Annotated in this window: 20 protein-coding genes; 11 read left to right on the top strand and 9 right to left on the bottom strand. The window is 41.2% G+C overall.

Going from position 1 to position 21,522, the window contains the following annotated elements:
• Window positions 1-94: 94 nt before the first annotated feature.
• The 4 genes from ctaD to FNW02_RS06420 form a co-directional block, all read right to left on the bottom strand.
• Window positions 95-1,780 carry a cytochrome c oxidase subunit I gene (gene ctaD, locus FNW02_RS06435; RefSeq protein WP_191756736.1) on the bottom strand — a complete coding sequence of 562 codons (1,686 nt, stop codon included), beginning with the start codon at window positions 1,778-1,780 and terminating at the stop codon, window positions 95-97.
• 131 nt (window positions 1,781-1,911) lie between these two features.
• Window positions 1,912-2,835 carry a cytochrome c oxidase subunit II gene (locus tag FNW02_RS06430; protein ID WP_191756735.1) on the bottom strand — a complete coding sequence of 308 codons (924 nt, stop codon included), beginning with the start codon at window positions 2,833-2,835 and terminating at the stop codon, window positions 1,912-1,914.
• 95 nt (window positions 2,836-2,930) lie between these two features.
• Window positions 2,931-3,536, bottom strand: a complete 606-nt coding sequence (locus FNW02_RS06425) for a DUF2231 domain-containing protein (protein ID WP_191756734.1) — start codon at window positions 3,534-3,536, stop codon at window positions 2,931-2,933.
• Entirely contained in the window at window positions 3,533-4,030 is a 498-nt protein-coding gene (locus FNW02_RS06420; RefSeq protein WP_191756733.1) for a DUF2231 domain-containing protein, read from the bottom strand. The genes FNW02_RS06425 and FNW02_RS06420 overlap by 4 nt, the downstream gene beginning before the upstream one ends.
• A 756-nt stretch (window positions 4,031-4,786) precedes the next feature.
• On the opposite strand from FNW02_RS06420, the gene FNW02_RS06415 reads away from it, so the two are divergent.
• The 3 genes from FNW02_RS06415 to FNW02_RS06405 all read left to right on the top strand — a co-directional run bounded on the left by FNW02_RS06415 (window position 4,787) and on the right by FNW02_RS06405 (window position 8,070).
• Window positions 4,787-5,359 carry a chemotaxis protein CheB gene (locus tag FNW02_RS06415; protein WP_191756732.1) on the top strand — a complete coding sequence of 191 codons (573 nt, stop codon included), beginning with the start codon at window positions 4,787-4,789 and terminating at the stop codon, window positions 5,357-5,359.
• Between the two features lie 4 nt (window positions 5,360-5,363).
• Window positions 5,364-7,397: a hybrid sensor histidine kinase/response regulator gene (locus FNW02_RS06410; protein WP_191756731.1), complete on the top strand. Its 2,034-nt coding sequence runs from the start codon at window positions 5,364-5,366 to the stop codon at window positions 7,395-7,397.
• Window positions 7,398-7,566: 169 nt separating this feature from the next.
• Window positions 7,567-8,070: a GNAT family N-acetyltransferase gene (locus tag FNW02_RS06405; RefSeq protein WP_191756730.1), complete on the top strand. Its 504-nt coding sequence runs from the start codon at window positions 7,567-7,569 to the stop codon at window positions 8,068-8,070.
• 139 nt (window positions 8,071-8,209) lie between these two features.
• Here the strand turns inward: FNW02_RS06405 and FNW02_RS06400 are convergent, their stop codons facing one another.
• The 4 genes from FNW02_RS06400 to FNW02_RS06385 all read right to left on the bottom strand — a co-directional run bounded on the left by FNW02_RS06400 (window position 8,210) and on the right by FNW02_RS06385 (window position 9,583).
• Entirely contained in the window at window positions 8,210-8,437 is a 228-nt protein-coding gene (locus FNW02_RS06400; protein WP_191756729.1) for a type II toxin-antitoxin system HicB family antitoxin, read from the bottom strand.
• Window positions 8,421-8,687 (bottom strand): type II toxin-antitoxin system HicA family toxin, encoded by a 267-nt coding sequence (locus FNW02_RS06395; protein WP_191756728.1) that lies wholly within the window; start codon window positions 8,685-8,687, stop codon window positions 8,421-8,423. Before FNW02_RS06395 ends, FNW02_RS06400 begins: the two co-directional genes overlap by 17 nt.
• 24 nt (window positions 8,688-8,711) lie before the next feature.
• On the bottom strand, window positions 8,712-8,942 hold the full coding sequence (locus tag FNW02_RS06390) for a DUF433 domain-containing protein (protein WP_191756727.1): 231 nt from the start codon (window positions 8,940-8,942) through the stop codon (window positions 8,712-8,714).
• 218 nt (window positions 8,943-9,160) lie between these two features.
• Window positions 9,161-9,583 carry a hypothetical protein gene (locus tag FNW02_RS06385; RefSeq protein ID WP_191756726.1) on the bottom strand — a complete coding sequence of 141 codons (423 nt, stop codon included), beginning with the start codon at window positions 9,581-9,583 and terminating at the stop codon, window positions 9,161-9,163.
• Between the two features lie 142 nt (window positions 9,584-9,725).
• Here FNW02_RS06385 and FNW02_RS06380 point away from each other — a divergent pair, with 142 nt between their 5' ends.
• A complete protein-coding gene (locus FNW02_RS06380) occupies window positions 9,726-9,989 on the top strand; it encodes a hypothetical protein (protein ID WP_191756725.1) in 264 nt (87 codons plus the stop codon).
• Between the two features lie 337 nt (window positions 9,990-10,326).
• Here the strand turns inward: FNW02_RS06380 and FNW02_RS06375 are convergent, their stop codons facing one another.
• Window positions 10,327-10,911, bottom strand: a complete 585-nt coding sequence (locus FNW02_RS06375) for a YdeI/OmpD-associated family protein (RefSeq protein ID WP_191756724.1) — start codon at window positions 10,909-10,911, stop codon at window positions 10,327-10,329.
• Window positions 10,912-11,084: 173 nt separating this feature from the next.
• Here FNW02_RS06375 and FNW02_RS06370 point away from each other — a divergent pair, with 173 nt between their 5' ends.
• From FNW02_RS06370 to FNW02_RS06340, 7 genes are all read left to right on the top strand, one after another.
• Entirely contained in the window at window positions 11,085-12,302 is a 1,218-nt protein-coding gene (locus FNW02_RS06370) for an efflux RND transporter periplasmic adaptor subunit (RefSeq protein WP_225225476.1), read from the top strand.
• A 215-nt stretch (window positions 12,303-12,517) separates the two neighbouring features.
• Complete coding sequence (gene devC / locus FNW02_RS06365) at window positions 12,518-13,741, top strand: ABC transporter permease DevC (RefSeq protein ID WP_191756723.1); 1,224 nt, start codon at window positions 12,518-12,520, stop codon at window positions 13,739-13,741.
• A gap of 62 nt (window positions 13,742-13,803) precedes the next feature.
• The gene (locus tag FNW02_RS06360) at window positions 13,804-14,481 is read left to right on the top strand and encodes a DevA family ABC transporter ATP-binding protein (RefSeq protein ID WP_191756722.1); all 678 of its coding nucleotides are present in this window, start codon (window positions 13,804-13,806) and stop codon (window positions 14,479-14,481) included.
• Between the two features lie 275 nt (window positions 14,482-14,756).
• A complete protein-coding gene (locus FNW02_RS06355; protein ID WP_191756721.1) occupies window positions 14,757-15,116 on the top strand; it encodes a hypothetical protein in 360 nt (119 codons plus the stop codon).
• A 370-nt stretch (window positions 15,117-15,486) separates the two neighbouring features.
• Complete coding sequence (locus FNW02_RS06350; RefSeq protein ID WP_191756720.1) at window positions 15,487-17,580, top strand: bluetail domain-containing putative surface protein; 2,094 nt, start codon at window positions 15,487-15,489, stop codon at window positions 17,578-17,580.
• A gap of 398 nt (window positions 17,581-17,978) precedes the next feature.
• Window positions 17,979-20,483, top strand: a complete 2,505-nt coding sequence (locus FNW02_RS06345; protein WP_191756719.1) for a bluetail domain-containing putative surface protein — start codon at window positions 17,979-17,981, stop codon at window positions 20,481-20,483.
• Between the two features lie 436 nt (window positions 20,484-20,919).
• On the top strand, window positions 20,920-21,396 hold the full coding sequence (locus tag FNW02_RS06340) for a hypothetical protein (RefSeq protein ID WP_191756718.1): 477 nt from the start codon (window positions 20,920-20,922) through the stop codon (window positions 21,394-21,396).
• Window positions 21,397-21,522 lie beyond the last annotated feature (126 nt).

The raw sequence follows: 21,522 nt of genomic DNA, 5'->3' as shown, positions 1-21,522 counted from the left end.
GCTGCGGGAGGGTTTCCCTCCGCAGGCGACTGGTGAACCCGAAGGGAGGAAAGCGCGGAGGTACGCAAAGGGTTTCTACGTACCTCTTTTTGGGTTACTTTATGTCTGTTAAAGAGTTATGGCTCTGTAAGTTGGCTGTCAATGGTTCTGACTTGCCGTAGCCGTAGGGTTCGGTAAGAACAATGGGAATTTCTTCAAAGTTTTCGACTGGGGGTGGTGAAGAAACTAACCACTCTAATCCAATTGCCCGCCAAGGGTTATCAGGTGCTTTCTCACCTTGCATCCAAGAAATCACCATGTTGAAAATGAAGGGCAAGGTAGACATTCCCAGCAGAAATCCGCCGAGACTAGCGATGATATTCCAGAATGCATACTCTGGGGCGTAGGAAGAGACTCGACGTAACATCCCTTGTAGTCCTAAAGGGTGCATGGGTAAAAAGTTGAGGTTAGTGCCAATGAATGCTAACCAAAAGTGCAATTTACCCCAGCCTTCGGAGTACATCCGCCCGGTCATTTTGGGGAACCAGTGGTAGATGGCAGCATACAAGCCCATCGTTACTGTGCCGTAAAGGACGTAGTGGAAGTGACCTACTACGAAATAAGTGTTATTAACGTGTACATCAACAGGCACAGAGGAAAGCATGATGCCTGTGATGCCGGCGAAGACAAACATTACCAATGCACCTAGAGCAAATAGCATCGCTGTATTCAGCCGCAGCTTACCGCCCCAAATGGTCGCTACCCAAGCAAATACCTTAATACCAGTGGGTACAGATACACACATTGTTGTCAGCATGAAAATTAACCGCATCCAACCAGGTGTACCGCTGACGTACATGTGATGTACCCAAACAATACCGCTGACTACGGCAATTAAGATGGATGAAATGGCGACTACCTTGTAGCCAAACAGGGGTTTACGTGAGTAAACTGGGAAGATTTCTGAGAAAATCCCAAATACAGGCAGAATGATCACATAAACGGCAGGGTGAGAGTAGAACCAGAAGTAGTGCTGGAACATGACTGGATTCCCGCCCTTGGCTGGGTCAAAAAAGGCGGTGCCAACTGTGAGGTCAAGTAGCAGCATTACCGCACCTGCTGTTAGTGCAGGTAGTCCAAATAGTTGGATAATCTGAGCGCTAAATACTGCCCAAACAAATAGGGGCATCCGAAAGAAGCCCATGCCTGGTGCTCGCATTTTGACGATTGTGGTGACAAAGTTGACTGCTCCCATAATTGAGGACACGCCTGATATTGCCACTGCCAGCAACCAGAGAACTTGACCATTAATTAAGTTACCTGTCGGGTTTTGGAGACTAACTGGTGGGTAAGACCACCAGCCTGCTTGGGCTGGGCCACCAGGGATGAGAAAACTGCCCATTAGCAGAATCCCAACTATTGGAACCATCCAAAAGGCGACGGCGTTGAGGCGGGGAAATGCCATGTCTCGCGCCCCAATCATCAGGGGCACTAGATAGTTAGCAAAACCAACTAGCGAGGGAAATGTCCACAAAAACAGCATGACAGTGCCGTGCATGGTGAACATCCCGTTGTAGACGGTGCGGTCAACTAAATCTGATTCGGGTGTAATTAGTTCTCCCCGAATCACCATCGCAAAGATACCGCCAACGAGAAAGAAGAAGAAAGAAGTAACGAGGTACTGGATACCAATTACTTTATGATCTGTACTAAAACTGAAGTATTCTTTCCAGTTACCCGGAGATTCGTGGTTGGGCTGCTGACTAGCGATACTGATACTGTCAATAGGAATATTAGTCATCGATTATTTTCCTTTTAACCGGGTGCTACTCAAAGAGTCCAGAGTCAACAGTCAATGGTCAAAATTTGGACTGGAGGACTCTTAACTTTTTAAAGGAGCAACAAATGATTTACTTTGAACTGTTGACTCCCCTAATGGGCATTGACTAGAGGAGCTACCGCAGGTGCAACAGTCGTCCAACCAGTTTTGACTGACTGATTGGATGCTTGAGCATATTCGGAAGCTGCCTGATTATTTGCCACAGACGGCTTTTGGGTTGCAGCTTGGGCTAGCCATTGCTGATAATCTTCGGGAGATTCGACAACTACATCGGCTTGCATGGTCGCAAAGTATGTGCCGCTATATTGGGAATCGGTCAGTCGATATTCGCCTGTGCGGGTGGGAGTAAATTCAAAGTCGATAGTGTGATTGGGAATCACGTCTTGTTTGAGGCGAAATGCCGGAATGTAGAAGCCGTGCAGAACGTCTGCTGATTGCAGTGCTAAACGCACCCGGCGATCGCTAGGTAAATGCAATTCGGTACTGGTAATATCTTTTTGGGGATAATGAAACACCCAAGCCCACTGTTTGGCTAGTACATCAATTTTTTCTACTGGTTCAGTTAAGGCGTCGCTTGCTGGGTCTTTTGGCGCTGCATAGGCAGATTGCATAGCCATCGGCAGATGGAAATGTACATGCTCCATCGGGCCTTGAATTCCCATTTGCTCATACACTTGGTAGCTATAACCCGCAATCCAAAATACTAGCAAAATTGGGATGGCTGTCCAAACAACTTCCAGTGTGACATTACCTTCAATTGGGGGGCCGTCGGTGTAGTCATCTTTTTTGGCGCGATGGAAAATCACTGAATACATGAGAGTGCTAGTCACTCCCAAAAAAATCAATGCACCTAGCGTTACCAAAAAACTAATTAAATCATCAATCAGTCGAGATTCGGCGGCTGCTTGTGGTGGAAGCCAGGAATAAGCCTGTTTTCCAATCCAGAGACTAGTAGTAGTCACTGCGATCGCACCCGTAATTAATGTCAAAATGTTTAAAATCTTCTGGATTTTCATGGTTAAGGGGACTGGGGACTGGGGATTGGGGATTGGGGACTGGGGAGCAGGGGGAGAGAATAATTAATGACAAATGACAAAGGACAAAGGACAAATTACTTAAGTGTTGTATTGAGGTCTTGGCCTAATCGCAGTAAGTTATCTGCGGTATTGTGTATGCCAAATTCGGTGGCCATTTGTGCCCCTAGTGTGCCGTGGAAGAACATAATCAACATGACTGTTATGCCTGTGAGCAAATAACTCGACTGCACTTGTCTATCTGCGTTTTTGCTCCAAACGAAGCGCTGCCATCCTCTCCAGACGGTCATGCCAATAATCAGCGCTAATAAAAACACACCACCAACACCGTGCCAAAGCATGGTTTCCATTGCCTGCAATCCCCAGGCACTTTTCACATTAGGTGACGGTGCTGCCAACATCATTTCGTAAAAGCCTGCCGCTACCGTGAAAAATGTAATGATGCTGGAAGCTAACATGTTGTACCAGCCAACATTAAAGAAGTTGTCACGTTCAACGGTAATTGCCAAAAATTTGAAAACCCACTTTTGGAAGGGGAACAAAACACCGACGATATCAAAGGTAACTCCAATAATGAACAGACCTAGGGTAAGATGCACTAGGTTGGGATGAATGGGAATGGTGTAAGGCAGTCCATTTGCACCCAGTTGTGCGCTCAATTGATCAATTAGTTCTGAGTTCATGACATACCATCCTTTACCGCTTCCACAACTGGCACTGTGTGCAATCCATATACCCAAACAAGTTCATCGCCGAGATATACCTGAAAGCCAACTATCAAGGTCAAAAGTAGTCCTGCTGCCAAATAATAAATCGGTAATTTTTGTGGGTTGCGGGTACGAATTACATAGCGCCATGCTGTAATTGCGGCGATGATTCCAGAAAGTGACCAACCAAGTAGTGTGTGCATATTTAGCACTGATTTAGCTAGGTCGTAAGGTTGGGCTAAGCCAGCTTCAAACTGACCAAAAATGACGGCGACGAAGATGGCGATTGTCGCCACAAACATATTCCACCAACCCACCTCAAAAAGATGGGTTTTACCAGTAAAATAACCAACTACATCGCAGAAGAAGGAAAACAATACCATCGCAATTACGAAATGGACAACGATGGGATGAATCGTATCTGGGTAGGGTAAATTATGGTCGTTCAAAGACGTAATATACTCAAACATGGTGTTCTCCTGGACATATCTACTGCACCTGGGTCAAATTTTATTGATTGATGAATACTCGCTAACATCACCATCAGCATCCATTCCTAGATGACCAGAATTTGTTTAATATCTACCTGGTGCAATCTGCTGAATTTGCTTTTAAAGTAAATGATTGTGGTTGCGATTCATTTTCCTGGGCGATATTCTGCAACAGCAATTCTTGATGTAGCTAAACTAAATCGCTGTCACTTGTTTGATTTGCTTAACCTATCTTTTAGCTTAGGTAAATTTTTGTGAATTGTCAAAAAATTAAAAATTAAAAATTAAAAGTTATTTATTTAGCAAAAGCTAGGTTTTATAATGTATCTGTTCTTGCATTATTAAAATATTATTAAATACCAATAGTCTATGTTTATGTAAATTACTTCACTTTTATAAAATATCAATTTGTAATGCTAATAACAAATAGATATACTTTTAAATGGATGATATAAACGCCAAATCAAGGTAGGTTATAAAAAGGCGTCGCGAAAACCAATTCCTTCTCGGTAGGTGATGAAAGACGCCCCGACGCCGTTGACAGTCAACAGTTAACAGTCAACAGTTAACAGTCAACAGTTAACAGTCAACAGTCAACGTGAAATCCCATCCTCTTTTAGGGGTGGGATGAGCTTAATAGTTGTCGAGGAGTTGGAGAATGGGAAAAGTATTCTATGAGCCATCAAGTTACATCGAGATTGCAATCCTGATTCCACGGGCATGAGGGCTAAAAAAGTGTCATTTAAAATAGTGGTCATTGGGACTTCTTTGGGCGGATTATCAGCACTAAAAATTATTCTGAGAAACTTACCAGCAGACTTGGTTGTGCCGATCGCGATCGTGCAACACCGCCACAAAGAGTCTGATGACACACTGAATAAATTATTACAAGAACACACTTTGTTGCCGATCCGAGAAGTGGAAGACAAAGATCAAATAGAGTCAGGGCATGTCTATCTAGCTCCCGCAGATTATCACTTGCTAATTGAACCAAATCACTTTGCTCTTTCTACTGATGAGCCTGTTTCTTATGCCCGACCATCGATTGATGTGCTGTTTGAGTCGGCAGCTGATATATACGCCCAGCAAGTCATCGGTGTAATATTGACAGGAGCAAACCAAGATGGTGTTCAAGGTCTTAAAAAAGTGAAAGCGCGGGGAGGACTCACTATTGTTCAAGAACCTACCACCGCTGAGAGTTGCATTATGCCAGAAGCAGCAATTTCTGCTGTTGCAGTAGACTGGATTTTGTCACTCTCAGACATTGCTTCTCAGTTAGTCAAGCTTTGTCACCCTATACGGAAATGAAACCATGCAGATGGAACCCAAAGTAAACATCCTCCTAGTGGATGATAAACTAGAAAACTTGCTAGCACTAGAGGCAATCCTGGAAAAACTGGGGGAAAATCTGGTGAGAGCAACCTCTGGGGAAGAAGCTTTGAGGTGTCTGTTGCATCAAGACTTTGCGGTGATTTTGCTGGATGTGCAAATGCCAGGGATTGATGGTTTTGAAACTGCTACTTTGATTCGGAATCGGGGGCGATCGCGTCACACTCCAATTATTTTTCTCACTGCCTTTAGCACCAGCGACCAAATGCTATTTAAAGGCTATGCCCTAGGTGCAGTCGATTATCTGCTCAAACCAATAGACCCAAATATTTTAACTTCTAAAGTCACAGTATTTGTAGAATTATTTAAGAAAACAGAAGCAGTGAAAAGACAAGCTGCTGAACTTGTAGCCGTCAATGCTGAACTTAGACAAAGTGAAGAACGCTTCCGTTCACTGAGTACCTGTTCACCTATTGGCATTTTTGAGACTGACACTGAAGGACGCTGTAACTATACTAATCCCCGTTATCAGGCAATTTGCGGACTCAGACCAGCAGAAAGTTTAGTTAAAAGGTGGCTGGAATCTGTTCATCCAAGTGATCGCGACAAAGCGATCGCCAGTTGGTCTAATTACATTAGTCAAGGTCGTGACTACTCTGAAGAATTTCGATTTCAAAATGCTCATGGCCATATCCGTTGGGTTCAAATTCGGTCATCACCGATGCTTTCGAGTCAAGGCGAATTGCTAGGGTATGTCGGTACGCTCGAAGATGTTACTGAACGCAAGCAAGCCGAAGAAGTCCGCGCTCAAGTAATTCGAGAACAAACAGCAAGAGCAGAAGCAGAAGCAGCAAATCGAATGAAAGATGAATTTCTCGCTGTTCTCTCCCATGAACTTCGCACACCCTTAACCTCGATGCTGGGTTGGTCAAAAATCCTCCGCTCCAAGAAACTTGACGAAAAAGCAACTGCTCGCGCCCTAGAGGCGATTGAACGCAACGCTACGTCTCAAGTGCAATTAATTGAGGATATTTTGGATGTATCACGGATTATCCGGGGTCAACTGCGGTTAAATATTTGTGCTGTGAATTTGGTAACTGTGACTGAAGCAGCCCTAGAGGCAGTACGTCCCTTGGCAGATACAAAAGGTATTCAATTAAACACTATCCTGGATACTTCCATAGGGTCAGTCTTTGGCGATTCAGCCCGTTTACAACAAGTTGTCTGGAATCTCCTAACTAACGCCATTAAGTTCACTCCTAAAGGTGGCAAGGTAGAAGTTACTTTATCAATGGTTAGTACTCAGGAAGAATTAACAACTATCAAATCTGCCCAAATTCAAGTTATTGATACTGGTATTGGCATCAGCCCAGAATTTTTACCTAAAGTATTTGAGCGGTTCCGACAGGCAGATAGCACAACAACACGATCGCACAATGGGCTAGGATTAGGATTAGCGATCGTCCGCCATTTGGTGGAACTGCACAAAGGCACAATCTCGGCTGAAAGTCCAGGTACAGGACAGGGAGCAACTTTTACCGTCAGACTACCATTGCTACGCGAAAACAGAGGTAGTAAGAATAAAGAAACAGAAGGAGAAACTTCCTTGCCTGCTGGCTCTGCTCCCCTTGCTGGATTAAAGGTTCTAGTAGTAGATGATGAAACGGATACCCGTAACTTTCTCAGCTTCATGTTTGAAGAGTATGGAGCGATCGCCACTGCGGTAGCATCAGTTGATGAAGCGCTAAAAATATTAGAACACTCAAAACCAGATGTCTTAATTAGCGATATTGGGATGTCAGATCAAGATGGTTACACGTTGATTCGTCAACTGCGCTCTTTAGAACCAGAAAAAGGCGGACATATCCCAGCGATCGCTTTAACAGCATACACGCGAGAAGAAGACCGATTAAAAGCCCTTTCAGCAGGGTTTCAGAAGCATTTATCTAAGCCAGTTGACCCTACAGAGTTGATTGCTTTAGTTGCCAGTGTTTTAGAATTACCTCAGCTTCCATAAATTAAATTCTTGCACTTCTCTCAACAACCACCCAGGAATGAATTTCTAGGTTAATAATTAAAATCTTATTTAACAGTTAACTGATTACTGTTTACTGTTTACTGTTTACTGTTTACTGTTTACTGTTTACTGTTTACTGTTTACTGTTTACTGTTTACTGTTTGTAGCAATGACTATTCGCCACGCCACTGAAACTGACTTACCTGCAATTGTGGCAATTTATAATGCTGCAATTCCTAGCCGTATGGCAACCGCTGATTTAGAACCTGTGTCTGTGGAAAGTCGCTTGGTTTGGTTTAAAGGGCGATCGCCTTCACAACGCCCACTTTGGGTAATCGAAGTAGAAGGAGTAATTGCTGGGTGGCTCAGTTTCCAATCATTTTATGGGCGACCAGCCTATAATACAACTGCCGAAATTAGTATTTACATTGCTTCTGCTTTTCATCGACGTGGTTTAGGACGGCAACTTTTAGCAAAAGCAATTAGCGAAAGTCCTAATTTAAGTATAAAGACCCTTGTAGGCTTCATTTTTGCTCATAATCAACCCAGCTTAAAGCTGTTTGAGACATTTGGCTTTCAAAATTGGGGGCATTTACCTAAAATCGCAGAAATTGATGACGTTGAACGGGACTTAGTTATCATGGGGCTGCGAATTAATAAACCTATTATTTAATTGTAATTACTCAAATACTTCTATCATTTGTTTGATATTTGTGGAGATACAAATTTATACTTTTAAAGCCTGTTAATAATCCCCTATTCTTTGTTTCCAATTTCCATTCCCCCTTATCCCCAGAGGGGGCCCCCATTCCCTATTCCTTATCCTTTGCTAGAGATATTAAGCGCCGTCGCGGTTGAGGAATTTGACGCCCTAAATCCTTAGCCACTTCTATCCATTCCTGCATAACAATTTCTACATTTTGCAGTGCTTCTTGATAAGTTTCGCCATCAGCAGCACAGCCTGGTAATTCTGGTACTTCGGCAATAAATGCTGTATCTTCTTCACTCCAATAGAGAATAATTTCATAGTGAAGCATCATTTTTAATTCCTAGCTGATACTTGAGAATCACTGCGCGAACTTGCTTAACTTGATAGCTTTTGGCTTTTCCTATTTTGTGTTGTAGGTTCAATATCTCCTCAACATCTTGTTTGACAAAGATGCGGTGATTACCACGAATCCTTTCATCAAAGCCTAAACTATATAAGAGTTGCCACAGTTGAGCAAAAGGAATATCTGTATCAGAAGTACCTGATTGGATTTTAGCTAAGAGTTTCTCTTGTTGACTCACGTTTTTTTGACTGTTCTAATGTTTCTATCGTCTCATATTTCTTGAAAAATTTGTTGATGCAAAGATAAATGCTAAAGCTGCTTGAATAGCTTCGCGTGTGAGTCGTGGATGAGATTCTAGAATTTGTTCTGGGGTTTCGCCAGCAGCTAGCTTTTCTAGAATTAACTCAACGGTGATGCGTGTCCCGACAATTACAGGTTTTCCCATCATCACTGTTGGATCAGATACAACTAGTTGCTTAAGCTGTTTTTGCATTGTCTTTGCTCGTTTCTTGCTTCTTCTATGATGACATTAGTAGAGACGTTGCATTGCAACGTCTCTACCAAAGGATTTGTTGCAATTATTAATTGAATCGGTATAAACATTCAATTTGCAATTTTGCCAAAGATTATCTAGACCTCAGCAATACAATAGTTTTAAGATAAGGTTGTATTGAGGTAGATGAACACGCCTATTTAGCTGTAAAGCAAGAGCTAACCGCGCTTGCCGTTAGTTGACTTGTTTGCAATTATACTTTGAGCGGGTTGAGTGGTAGGAACCGCTACAACTGAAGGAACTTGTGAACTAGATTGTTTAGCCCGCTTTCGATTAGAGCCGCCTGCCTTTGAATACTCTATGCTGTTTTTGCCGTATATAGTAGCGACTCCAGTGAGCATTCTCTCAGACAATTCCGAGAGTGCTCTATCCATCTGCGTGATTGTCTTACGAGATTCCTCAAGATTAGACAAAAGCGTATTATGGGCTTCTAGCATGGCACGGGTAGTATCGATTAGGTGGGCATAAACTTCAATGGTTAATCCGTGCCCTAAATCCAGATGCTCATGAATGGATTTAAGCTGAGCAAGACGACGTTGAGCTTTGTCTACAGCAGCAGAACCGCGAGTTTTTAAAGACATAGAAGATATTTCTTGAATAGTTCTTTTTCAAGATATTCGGATACTTTTCTGCGTGATAAGCGTATTTTTATGGCTTTAATTAAAACATAAAAACTAAGACTATATATGTATTTATACTGTACCATAATTAACTCAATCAGTAATGACGATCGCTAAAATAGCAAATGCACTCGCCAAAATAGCAAATGCGATCGCTAAAATAGCAAATGCGTTCCCCGAAATAGCAAATGCACTCGCCAAAATAGCAAATGCACTCGCCAAAATAGCAAATGCGATCGCTAAAATAGCAAATGTGTTCCCCGAAATAGCAAATGCACTCGCTAAAATAGCAAATGTGTTCCCCGAAATAGCAAATGCGCTCCCCGAAATAAGTAGTGAGCATCTTAAACTCGGAACGAGCTTTTAGACGGGAAGAAATTAGATGAGACCTCTTGCACGAATATTTGAAAAGAGGAACGAACCGCAAAGGCGCAGCGAAAAGTCTGAGCGGAGGCTTCCTCCGTTCCCCGAAGGGGTTGCCGTAGGCATCAGAACTTTTCAAGACAAAGGACACAAAGAAACAAAGAAAGAATAAGTCAAGAAAATTTGGTGCAGCCTCACAAATAAATAGTGTTATGGCTGTTCATAATCTGATTCATGCAAGAGGTCTATTTATTTCATTGGGGCGATCGCCTGTTATGGAAGAGTAGAGCGTTAGCGTATCGCTAGCTATCCGCGCTTCAGCACTTTGCTATACATTGTCATCATAATACTAATGGATTTTTATTCTGTGTAGCTGAGCTTATAGTTTGCTCAATTCTTTTTAACCTTGTTTCTGGACGTTTGGCACTTTCAATCCAAAAGAGTATATTCTTTTTGGATGACTTACTAAATGCCTGAAAATATTTGTTAGCAGTTTCGTTTGCTTCTAATGCTTGCTTTAAATCTACTGGAATAATTAACTCTTCTATAGCGTCTAATGTGTTCCAGGAGTTATCTTGTTTAGCAACTTCAATTTTTTTCAAACCAGCATCCGTCATTAAATTTTGTTCGATAAGTTCTTCAATATATTTCTTGTTTAACTTTGACCATACGCTTTTTGATTTTCGGGGTGTAAATATTTGCATATAACGTTCTTCATCTAACGATTTGACTTTACTGTCAATCCAACCAAAGCATAAAGCTTCTTTCACAGCTTCGCTATATTGAACGCTTGGCTTACCACTTTTAACTTTGTAGTAGATGAGCCATATACCAATAGAGGTGTGATGATTTTTCTCCAACCATTCCCGCCATTTTTGGCGATTTGTGGCATAAAAAGTTTCTAGTTGATTATCAAATTTCGGCATGATACTGACTATGTGATACATTCAATTGAGAATCGATATTATCATCGCTGATAGTCAGCAATTTTATTCGTGGGAACCTTATAAATACACCTGGAGTCTGTATTTCCTTGTAGACGTTGCCTCTTAGCATGTTTGTGGCTTGACGTAAACATCAAAACATAATGCCAAAAGCTATGATGCTCCCATTAGCTATGGTTCAGTTTCAGCAAGGTGTATCTGTCGTGCTTCGGCAGTGTGTGACTTACACAACTATCATCAGTCTTTCCACGTTATCTGTCGCTTGCGGTTCTATACAAGCACAAAATAATCCTCGTGATGCTCCGGTACAGACTGAAGTTGCTACCTCCAGCCGGGTAGTAGCTTTAGGAAAGTTAGTACCAGAAGGAGACGTGATTAAGATTTCTGTAGTTAATGCCCAAGATAGCCGTGTTAACCAAATCCTGGTAAAGGAAGGTGATTTTGTCAAGGCAAATCAGGTAATTGCCATTCTTCAAGGACAGAACAAAGCTGAACAACAACTTAGGGATGCTCAAGCAAATGTGATAATTAAGCGATCGCAATTGCTTAAAATTCAGCAAGGAGATTTTAAACAGGGAGAAATTGCTGCCCAACGTGCTGCTATTACTGAATTAGAAGCCCGCCTACGAACTGAAACCAAACAGCGAGAAGCAACTATCGCCCAAGCCCAAGCAACTATCCGCAATACTCAGCTGCAATATCAACGCTATGTGACTTTAGCTCACCAAGGAGCTATCAAGCGCTCTGAGTTAGACGACGCCCAAGAGAAATTTGATCGAGCAAAAGCAGTTCTTTCGCAAAATAAGGCCGAGTTAGACAACACCACATCCACCGTACAAGCACAACTTGCTAAAGAAAAGGCGAATCTCAAGCGCTTGCAGGAAGTGCGCCCAGTTGATGTTGAGATTGCGAAAGCTGAATTAGAGCAAGCTCAAATCCAGGTAGAACAGCAAAAAGCTCAATTAGAAGATTCCCAAGTGCGAGTTCCCGTCGCTGGGCAGATTTTACGGCTCAATACCCGTGTTGGAGAACAGGTAAATACCCAAGAGGGAATTGCAGAATTAGGACAAACAAAACAGATGTATGCGATCGCAGAAGTCTACGAAACTGATATCGTCAAGGTGCGTCTAGGACAGCAAGCGATAATTAACAGCGAGTACGGCGGCTTTAGTGGCGATATCCGGGGTAAAGTCGATCAGATTGGTTTGCAGATTGGTAAAACCCGCTTAAATCAAGACCAAAATAATCCAACTAACGATGTTAATGCTCGTGTAGTGGAAGTTAAAATCCGCATTCACCCAGAAGATACTTCAAAAGTAGCCGCTTTAACTGGGATGCAAGTGCGAGTCAAGATTGACGTTGCGGCTTCTTAATGATTAGTAAAATGTGGCGTTGTTGAGTGGAAATATGAATTTTGTTTCACGCAGAGGCGCAGAGTCGCAGAGAGTAAAAGTTTGAGAGAATGAATTTTAGGCTTTGATACTTATTCAGCAATATCTCAAATCTTCTCTTTCTACTCTTGGCGTCCTTGGCGTCCTTGGCGGTTCGTTAAAAGGTAATTTTTTACCCAAATCAGGAACCTGAAATCATGAAATTCCCCCCGCTCAAATTATCGTTAGAAACTCCCCTAGCTTGGTCGCAGTTGTCTCATCAAAAAGTACGCTTAGCTGTAGCAACTACAGGCGTGTGCTTTGCCAATATTCTGATGTTCACACAGTTAGGACTCCTAGCAATGCTAACAGAAGGAACAACCAGACTTCATGAAAGTTTAGGAGGAGATTTATTATTAGTATCCTCATACAGTCCTAGTTTACAGTTTAGAATATCTTTTCCACGTGCTTACATTTATCAAGCAACTGCGGTAGATGGTGTCTCTGCTGTTAGCCCTGTCTATATTAATAGAGCAAATTGGGTAAATCCCAATCAATTATCTAAACCGAATAACTCTAACCAAAAAATACCTCGCAGACGGGGTTTCTTTGGTAACGAAGTTAGGGTTATTGCTTTCAATCCTGCCCATTCTTCTGTGTTGAAATTACCAGAAGTAAATCAGCAACTAGCAAAATTGACTGCACCAGATGCGGTATTATTTGACCGCTTATCGCAAGCTTCTTTAGGTGAAATTCCTCAATCACTTGCTAAAAGATCAGAGTTAGCAACTCTCATGGAAAATCGCCGCACCCATGTAGTTGGACTTTTCAGCATGGGTAGCACCATGAATGATAAAGGGAACGTGATTATGAGTGACTGGAATTACGCTCAGCGGAATGGTCAAGATAGCCTCAATCAAGCGCGGCTAGGGGTAGTTACCCTGGAAAAAGGTGCAAATTTAACCAAAGTCCAAGCACAACTGCGTCAACGTCTTCCGCCAGAGGTGGAGGTATTTACTCATCAAGAATTAATTCAACGCGAGCAGCAATTTTACGGTTCACAGCCAGAGGGGATCATCCTCAAGTTTGGTACAATTGTCGGCTTTGTTGTGGGGGTGATTATTCTCTATCAAGTCCTCTACTCTGATGTTAGCGATCACCTGTCAGAATATGCCACTCTCAAAGCTATGGGTTATAGCGATCGCTCTCTATTATTAGTAGTACTACAAGAAGCTGTGATTTTGGGTGTAATGGGATTTATTCCTGGCTTTATCGCCTCAGTTGGTATCTATCAATTACTCGTAACACTCACGCGAATTCCCTTGGCGATGAAGGCGAGTGTTGCTATTCAAGTGTTCATCCTAACCATTGTAATGTGTGCTGTTTCTGGTGCGATCGCCACTACTAAACTTCGTTCTGCCGATCCGGCTGATGTGTTTTAAAGCTAACGTTTCGCTATTGATCGTTATTACAAATTACGAATTACGAATTACGAATTAGTATTATGGAACCGACTGTCGCTGTTAGCAACCTCAATCATGCTTTCGGTCAAGGGATTTTGCGTAAGCCTGTGCTGAGTGATGTGGATTTGGTGATTTATCCGGGGGAAATTGTTATCCTCACAGGCCCTTCTGGTGGTGGTAAGACAACATTACTCACACTAATTGGCGGATTGCGATCGGTGCAGGATGGAAGTCTGAAAATCCTTGGTCAAGAACTACGGGGTTCTAACAAAAACCAGTTAACTCAAGTACGAAACCAAATCGGCTTTATTTTCCAGCATCACAACTTACTTAAGTGCCTCTCTGCCTATGGTAACGTCCGCATGTCCTTAAAGCTACATCCAGAAATTCCCAAACAGGAGTATCGACACCGCGCTGTAGGCATGTTAGCAGCTGTAGGATTAGGCGAACTTGTAGATAATTACCCAGACAAATTATCAGGCGGACAAAAGCAACGAGTGGCAATTGCTAGAGCGTTGGTTGCTCAGCCAAAATTAGTACTAGCAGACGAACCTACTTCATCACTAGACAGCAAAACTGGTCGCGATGTCGTTGACATTATTCAACGTCTTGCAAAAGAAGAAGGTTGTTCAGTTTTACTTGTAACTCACGATGCCCGGATTTTAGATATTGCCGATCGCATTGTTCACATGGAAGATGGACGCTTACAAAGAAAATAACAAGAAACTTACACAGAAAATTTACACAAATAACAAAGAGAATCTGCAAGAGTTAGATTGTTGCTGCTTTAATTAGAAAAGTAGTTTCAAGTCTTATTCACTTTATTACTTTTTGTTTCTACAGACAGTTATATACTAAATTATTTATTATAGCGTTCATTAGTCAGCTTAGGTACAAACTTATCGGTGTTTATCTGTGTTTATCTGTGGTTAATGAGAAATCATTTTGTATTGATTTTCCACTGTTAAAGAGTTGAATTATCTCCTAAAAATCAATGCTAAAATCAAAATTAAGAAATTTTTTAGATTCTCAATATAGGAACCTTCATCCAACAGCGGATGAATTGTCCGAGTGGTTAAATTCTTCTGAAGTGAAAGACTGGGTTAAATACAAGCTTCAAAATATTTGCCCTGATTGGGAAATTATGTTTGAGCAATTAAAGACTGAATTTCTTAAAGATATTAATTATCATTGGTGTATTGAAAATAGAAAATACTCTTATGTATGTTTAGGCATAAATCCTAAAAAGTGGGTTCTCTGGTTGGCTTTGAGCGAAGACAAAGTTTTTCAAACTCCAGATTGCCCTATTACATTCAAAGTTTTCCGAGAAAATAAACGCAAAATGGCAGTGTGAGTTTTAAGGTGATTGAACCTCACTTATAAAAGTGTAAAGGTTGGGAATAGATATAACTTACCTAAAGCTTATTCATTGCTGCATAGAAGTCATGTAGGGAAGCGATCGCTTTCATAATTTACATACCGTAATGCTAAATATTAAAAATTTTGTGCATCTATCTGGAGAGTGAACTTTATTTTCTTGTATTGATCACAAAACTATCCTCAAGGTAGAGTAAGTTAATTTAGTCTAAGTATGAAAATGATTTTACTCCATCAAACTTGGTTATATTAATCACTTTATTTATTGCAAAAGATTAATTACTCAATATAAGTAATTGAGCACTTAGTACAATCAACAATTATCTTTAATACACTAAATACAAGTAATGGCTTCAACTACAACTTATACCTACGATGACTCCGGCAACCTGATCACCGAAAAGATTGACAAAAACAGCGATGGGATAATAGATTCGGTCATCACCTACAACATCATATCTGACACCTATGGGTTCTTCCCCACCATTATTTATACCTATGATGCCAAAGGTAATCGGACATCCGCAGGCTATGACGGAGATGGTGACGGTATAGGTGAAGATGTATTCTATACTGCTACCTACGATGCCAACGGCAAGCAGACATCCGTTTATGATCGTAACAGTACGCCTGAGTTTGTCACTTATACTTATGATACTGAGGGCAACGTTACATCCGAAAGAATTGACTCCGATAACAACGGCACGTTTGAGTCTGCTTCTATGTATACCTACGATGCCAACGGTAATCTAACATCTAAAAGTATTGATTACAACAACGATGGCATCGATGAAACTGTAGTTTACACTGCCACCTACGATGCGAAGGCCAACCTGACATCCGAAAGTTATGACAAGGATGGCGATGGTAATACTGATACAATCATCTACACTTATAATGCTAAGGGCAACCTGACATCCGAAAGTATTGACAACGATGGCGATCGCAAGCCTGACTCTATCATCACTTACAGCTATGATGCCGATAGCAATCTGAAAACCAAGAACTTTGACAATAATAACGATGGCATCATTGACGAAGTTACTACTTACAGCTATGAGATTTATGATGCCAACGGCAACCCCATATCTGCATCCTCAACTTACGATGCCAACGGCAACCTCATATCCACCAGTTCTGAGTCCTACACGTATGATGCCAACGGCTACCTGACTTCCGCCGTATATTACGACGATGATGGCCAGGTTAGAGAAGGTTACGTTTATACGCGCGATGCCAACGGTAACCTGACATCCTTAAGCAACGACTATGATGGTGACGGCAAAGCTGATGAACTCGCCTTTACTTATACCTATGATGCCTACGGTCGTTTAACACTAGTAAACTATTACAACCTCATTGGTACTTATGCTTACGATACTTACGGCAATCTAGTATCTTCTTCTCTTGATTCCGGTGCGGAGTTTACTAGAGTATACGATCGCACAAGCGTAACTAGTGATAATAACGGCGATAGTCAGACTGATGCAGTTTTTACGGACAGGTATGATGATGACGGCAAGCTAATTTCTAAACAGGCTGATAACAATAATGATGGTGTCATTGATACGCTCACTACTTACAAATACGATACTGACGGTAAGCTGATATCAGAAGAGATTGACAACAACAATGATGGTGTTACTGATAGTATTGTTAGCTACATCTACGATACAGCGGAAAATACGATTATTGAGCGTGACTACGTTATCAGCTTTCGCGTTAGTCAACTTGTAGAAAAAATTGTTAATAATGACAATCCAGTGGCGGATTTGCTCCTCAATGGTGGCAATGGTAATGATGAACTGATTGGGGATGCTGGCAATGACAAAATTTCTGGTGGCGACGGTAATGATGAACTTTTGGGATTAGCTGGGTCTGACTCTCTCTACGGTGGCAATGGTAATGATGATTTGGTGGGATTTGATGGCAATGACCTACTTTACGGTGGCAACGGGAATGATCAACTCTCAGGATTTGACGGCAATGACAGACTTGACGCTGGCAGTGGTAATGATACCCTCATCGGCGGTGCTGGTGGCGATATCTTAGTTGGAGGTAATGGACGTGATGCGTTCGTGTTTGAGTCTTTGAGTGATTCATTATTGTCTAATTTTGATGTGATTAAAGACTTCAAAATTGGTGTAGATACTATCGATGCACCATTAGCCGTGAATGCCAGCAATGTGATCCAATTTGGCACAATTAACACTCTGACTGAGGCTAAAATTCAAGGTTTATTAAATACAACTACTTTTGCTGCGAATAAAGCGGCAACATTTGGCGTTGGTACAGGTGATAATCAGCGAACTTTTTTAGCTCTCAACGATTCGACAAATGGATTTAACGCCGCCAATGATGCCATCATTGAAATTACTGGTTGGAGTAGTAATTTAGCAACGTCTTTGGATAGCAATTTAGGTGCGCTATCTATTGTTTAATTTGAGTTGGTGGAAATTTGATGTAGTAGAGACGTTGCATTACAACGTCTCTACTATTTTTATATTCTGTTTGAAATTTTTAAGACGGATATGCATTGTTAGAGTTGATAAATCGCTTTATGGAAGTTGAGTAGTGAAGCGATCGCTCCTCGATTTTATATCTGGCGTCAAAATATATATTACCATATTCTTTGCATCTAATAATAAATTTATTTTTATCTTTAACTAAAAAGTATATTTATCAAGATAGATGTAGTTAAGCAAAATTTTTTCCCCGATAGTTTTACTATCTTTGCTCACATCAACGGCTCAATTTATTGCTATTTATTAATTTGTAAATAGAGTAATTTAGTACTGGCTACAATCAATAATTATCTCTAGTAAACTTAATACAAGTAATGGCATTAACTACAACTTATACTTACAATGCTGACGGTACTCTCATATCCGAAAGCATTGACAATAACGGTGATGGGATAGCAGACTCGGTCATCACCTACAACGTCATATTTAGTAGCCTTGAGGACGCTATCTTAACTTATTATACCTACGATACCAAAGGTAATCGTATATCTGGGAGTTATAACTATGGCGAAGATAACGACGATATAGCTAATGAAGTATTTTATACTGCTACTTACGATGCCAACGGCAACCTGACATCTGTCTATGAGCGCAACAGTACGCCTGAATTTGTCACTTATACCTATGATGCTGACGGCAATCGCACAACCGTAACAATTGGTAATAGTACTACTATTTATACCTATGATGCCAATGGTAATCGCACATCCGAAAGTATAGACAACGATGGCGACGGTGTAGCTGATGATTTATTCTACACCGATACCTACAATGCTAAAAGCAAATTAATATCCAGGCTCGGTGGCAACGACACAGTTGATTATGCTAACACCTATGCTTACGATGCCAACGGTAGACTAACATCCGCTCGTACAAGTAATCTTTATAAAGACGGTAGCAAATTTGAGCAAAATACCACTTATACTTACAATATCAACGACAATCTGACATCCGAAACCAATGATTATGAGGATGGCAGAGGTGATGATATCACAATCTATACTTACGATACCGACGGCAATCAAACCTCCAAAAGTACTAAATACTACGATGCCGACGGTATTCCTTATCAAGTCAACGTCACTACTTATACTTATGATGCCGACGGCAACCGCACATCTGAGAAGCAGTACAACAATGATGAGAGCAAGCCTGAGCAAATCAAGATTTATACTTACGATACCAACGGCAACCAGATATTCTATAGCGAAGACAGCAATGGCGACGGCAAGCTTGAGCAAGTCTATACATATACTTACGATGCTAACGGCAACCAGACATCGGTCAGCTCTGACTACAATGGCGACAGTAAAGTTGACTTTGTTACGACCTATACTTACGATGTTAACGGAAACCAAACATCGGTAGGCTCTGATAACAATGGCGACGGTAAAGCTGACTATATCGTCAACACTTTTACTTACAATGCTTACGGTCAGTTAACATCAGTCGGCTATGACTTGAATGGCGACGGCACTATTGTCAGTAGCGCCAGCTATACCTATGATACATACGGTAACTTAGCATCCTTGAGCGGTGTTAACGGTGTGCCTAATATAACGACTACCTTTGGTCGTACAAGCAAAAAAGATGACAACAATAGCGATGGCATTACTGATTCAGTCACCACTTACAGCTATGGTATCAACGGCAGACTGATATCTGAGCAGACTGATAATAACAATGATGGTATTACTGATTCAGTCACCACTTACAGCTATGATGCTGACGGCAAGTTGACAATCAAGAATTTTGATAATGGCAACAACGGCATCATCGACGCACTCACTACCTATAATTATGATGCTGACGGCAAGCTGATATCTGAGGAGATTGATAATAACAATGATGGTTTCACTGATTCAGTCACCACTTACAGCTATGATGCTGACGGCAAGTTGACAACCAAGAATTTTGATAATGGAAACGACGGCATCATCGACACACTCACTACCTATAACTATGATGCTGACGGCAAGCTGATATCTGAGAAGATTGATAACAATAATGATGGCATCACTGATGCTATTGCTAGCTATATCTACGATACAGTTGTAGTCAGCAATATTGTTGAGCGCTACTACTTGCTAGATACTCGCATTAGTCAAGTCGTATCAAAGATTATTGATAGTGATAATCCAGTAGAGGGTTTGTTCCTTAAAGGTGGCAGCGATAATGATGAGCTGATTGGTGATGCTGGCAGTGACCAAATTTATGGTGGCGACGGTAACGATGAACTTTTGGGATTAGCGGGAGATGACTATATCTCTGGTGGTAATGGTAATGATGATGTGGTGGGATTTGATGGCAATGACCTACTTTATGGTGGCAACGGAAATGATCAACTCTCAGGATTTGACGGCAATGATAAACTATCGGGTGACAGCGGTAATGATACACTCATTGGTGCTGGTGGCGCAGATATCCTAATTGGCGGTAAGGGGCGTGATAAATTTGTGTTTGAGTCGTTAAGTGATTCGTTACTGTCTAATTTTGATGTGATTCAAGACTTCAAGATTGGTGTAGATACTATCGATGCACCATTAGCCGTGGATGCTGCTAATATTGTCCAATTTGGCCAGATTAACACTTTGACTGAGGCTAAAATTCAAAGTTTATTGAATACAACTACTTTTGCTGCCAATAAAGCGGCAACATTTGGCGTTGGTACAGGTGATAATCAGCGAACTTTTTTAGCTCTCAACGATTCGACAAATGGGTTTAATGCCACCACTGACGCCATCATTGAGATTACTTATTGGAGTAGTAATGTAGAAACGTCTTTAGGTGGTAATTTAGGTGCGCTGTCTATTGTTTAACTTGAGTTGGTGAAAATTTAATGTAGAGATGTTGCATTGCAATATCTCTATTAGCAAAAAAGTCACAGAATAATATTTTGAAAGATACAAAAAGCGTGTTTATGACAGGTTTTTTTGGCGTAACACGCAGAGGCGCAGAGACGCAGAGAGTATCAGGAGTTTTTAATTTCAGTGCTATTTCATCCCTTGATTCAGCAACGCGCACAATACCATATTATTTGCATCTAATGAATGATAATAATAAACTTATTTTTATCTTTAACTAAAAAATACATTTATCAAAATAGATGTAGTTAAGCAAAATTTGGTTTTCCGATAGTTTTACTATCTTTGCTCACATCAACAGCTCAATTTATTGACATATATTAATTCGTCAACAGAGTAATTTAGCACTCACTACAATCAGTAATAGTATCCAAAACACGAAAATAAATTAATGGCTTCTACTACAACATATACCTACGATGACTTTGGCAACTTGATCACCGAGAAGATTGACAAAAACAGCGATGGCATAGCAGATTCAATTATCACTTACAAGTTCATACGCAGCAGTATTGACTACGATGGCGATGGTAGGGCTAATTATAGTACTACTATTACTTATGATGCCAAAGGTAATGTGACATCTGGAAACGAGGACAGTGATGCCAACGGCACAGTTGACTCCATCGGAACCTCTATCTATGATGCCAAAGGCAACTTATTATATCAGGACTCCAATAGTAACGGCGTAGTTAATTTTGTCAGCAAGTATACTTACGATGCCAAGAGCAACCTAATAACCGTAAGCTCTGATTCCATTTATAACGGCAAGCGATTCACCATTTATACCTACGATACTAAAGGCAACGTGATATCGGTAAGCGAGGACAGTGATGCCAACGGAACAGTTGATTCTGTAACTGACTAGAATGGCACTAAGAAAAGCCGAAACACTTGTGGTTTAAGCTGTTTGCAATTGCTTGCGTAACTCATGCCGGGGTTTGGTCATTAAGGGGTAAGCTTTTGGGCGGCGTTTACGGACTCGTGGTTCACT

The organism is Komarekiella delphini-convector SJRDD-AB1, from assembly GCF_014831675.1.
Lineage (GTDB): Bacteria > Cyanobacteriota > Cyanobacteriia > Cyanobacteriales > Nostocaceae > Komarekiella.
The sequence above is the reverse complement of the archived record's forward strand: the minus strand, read 5'-3'. Positions and strand labels throughout refer to the sequence as shown.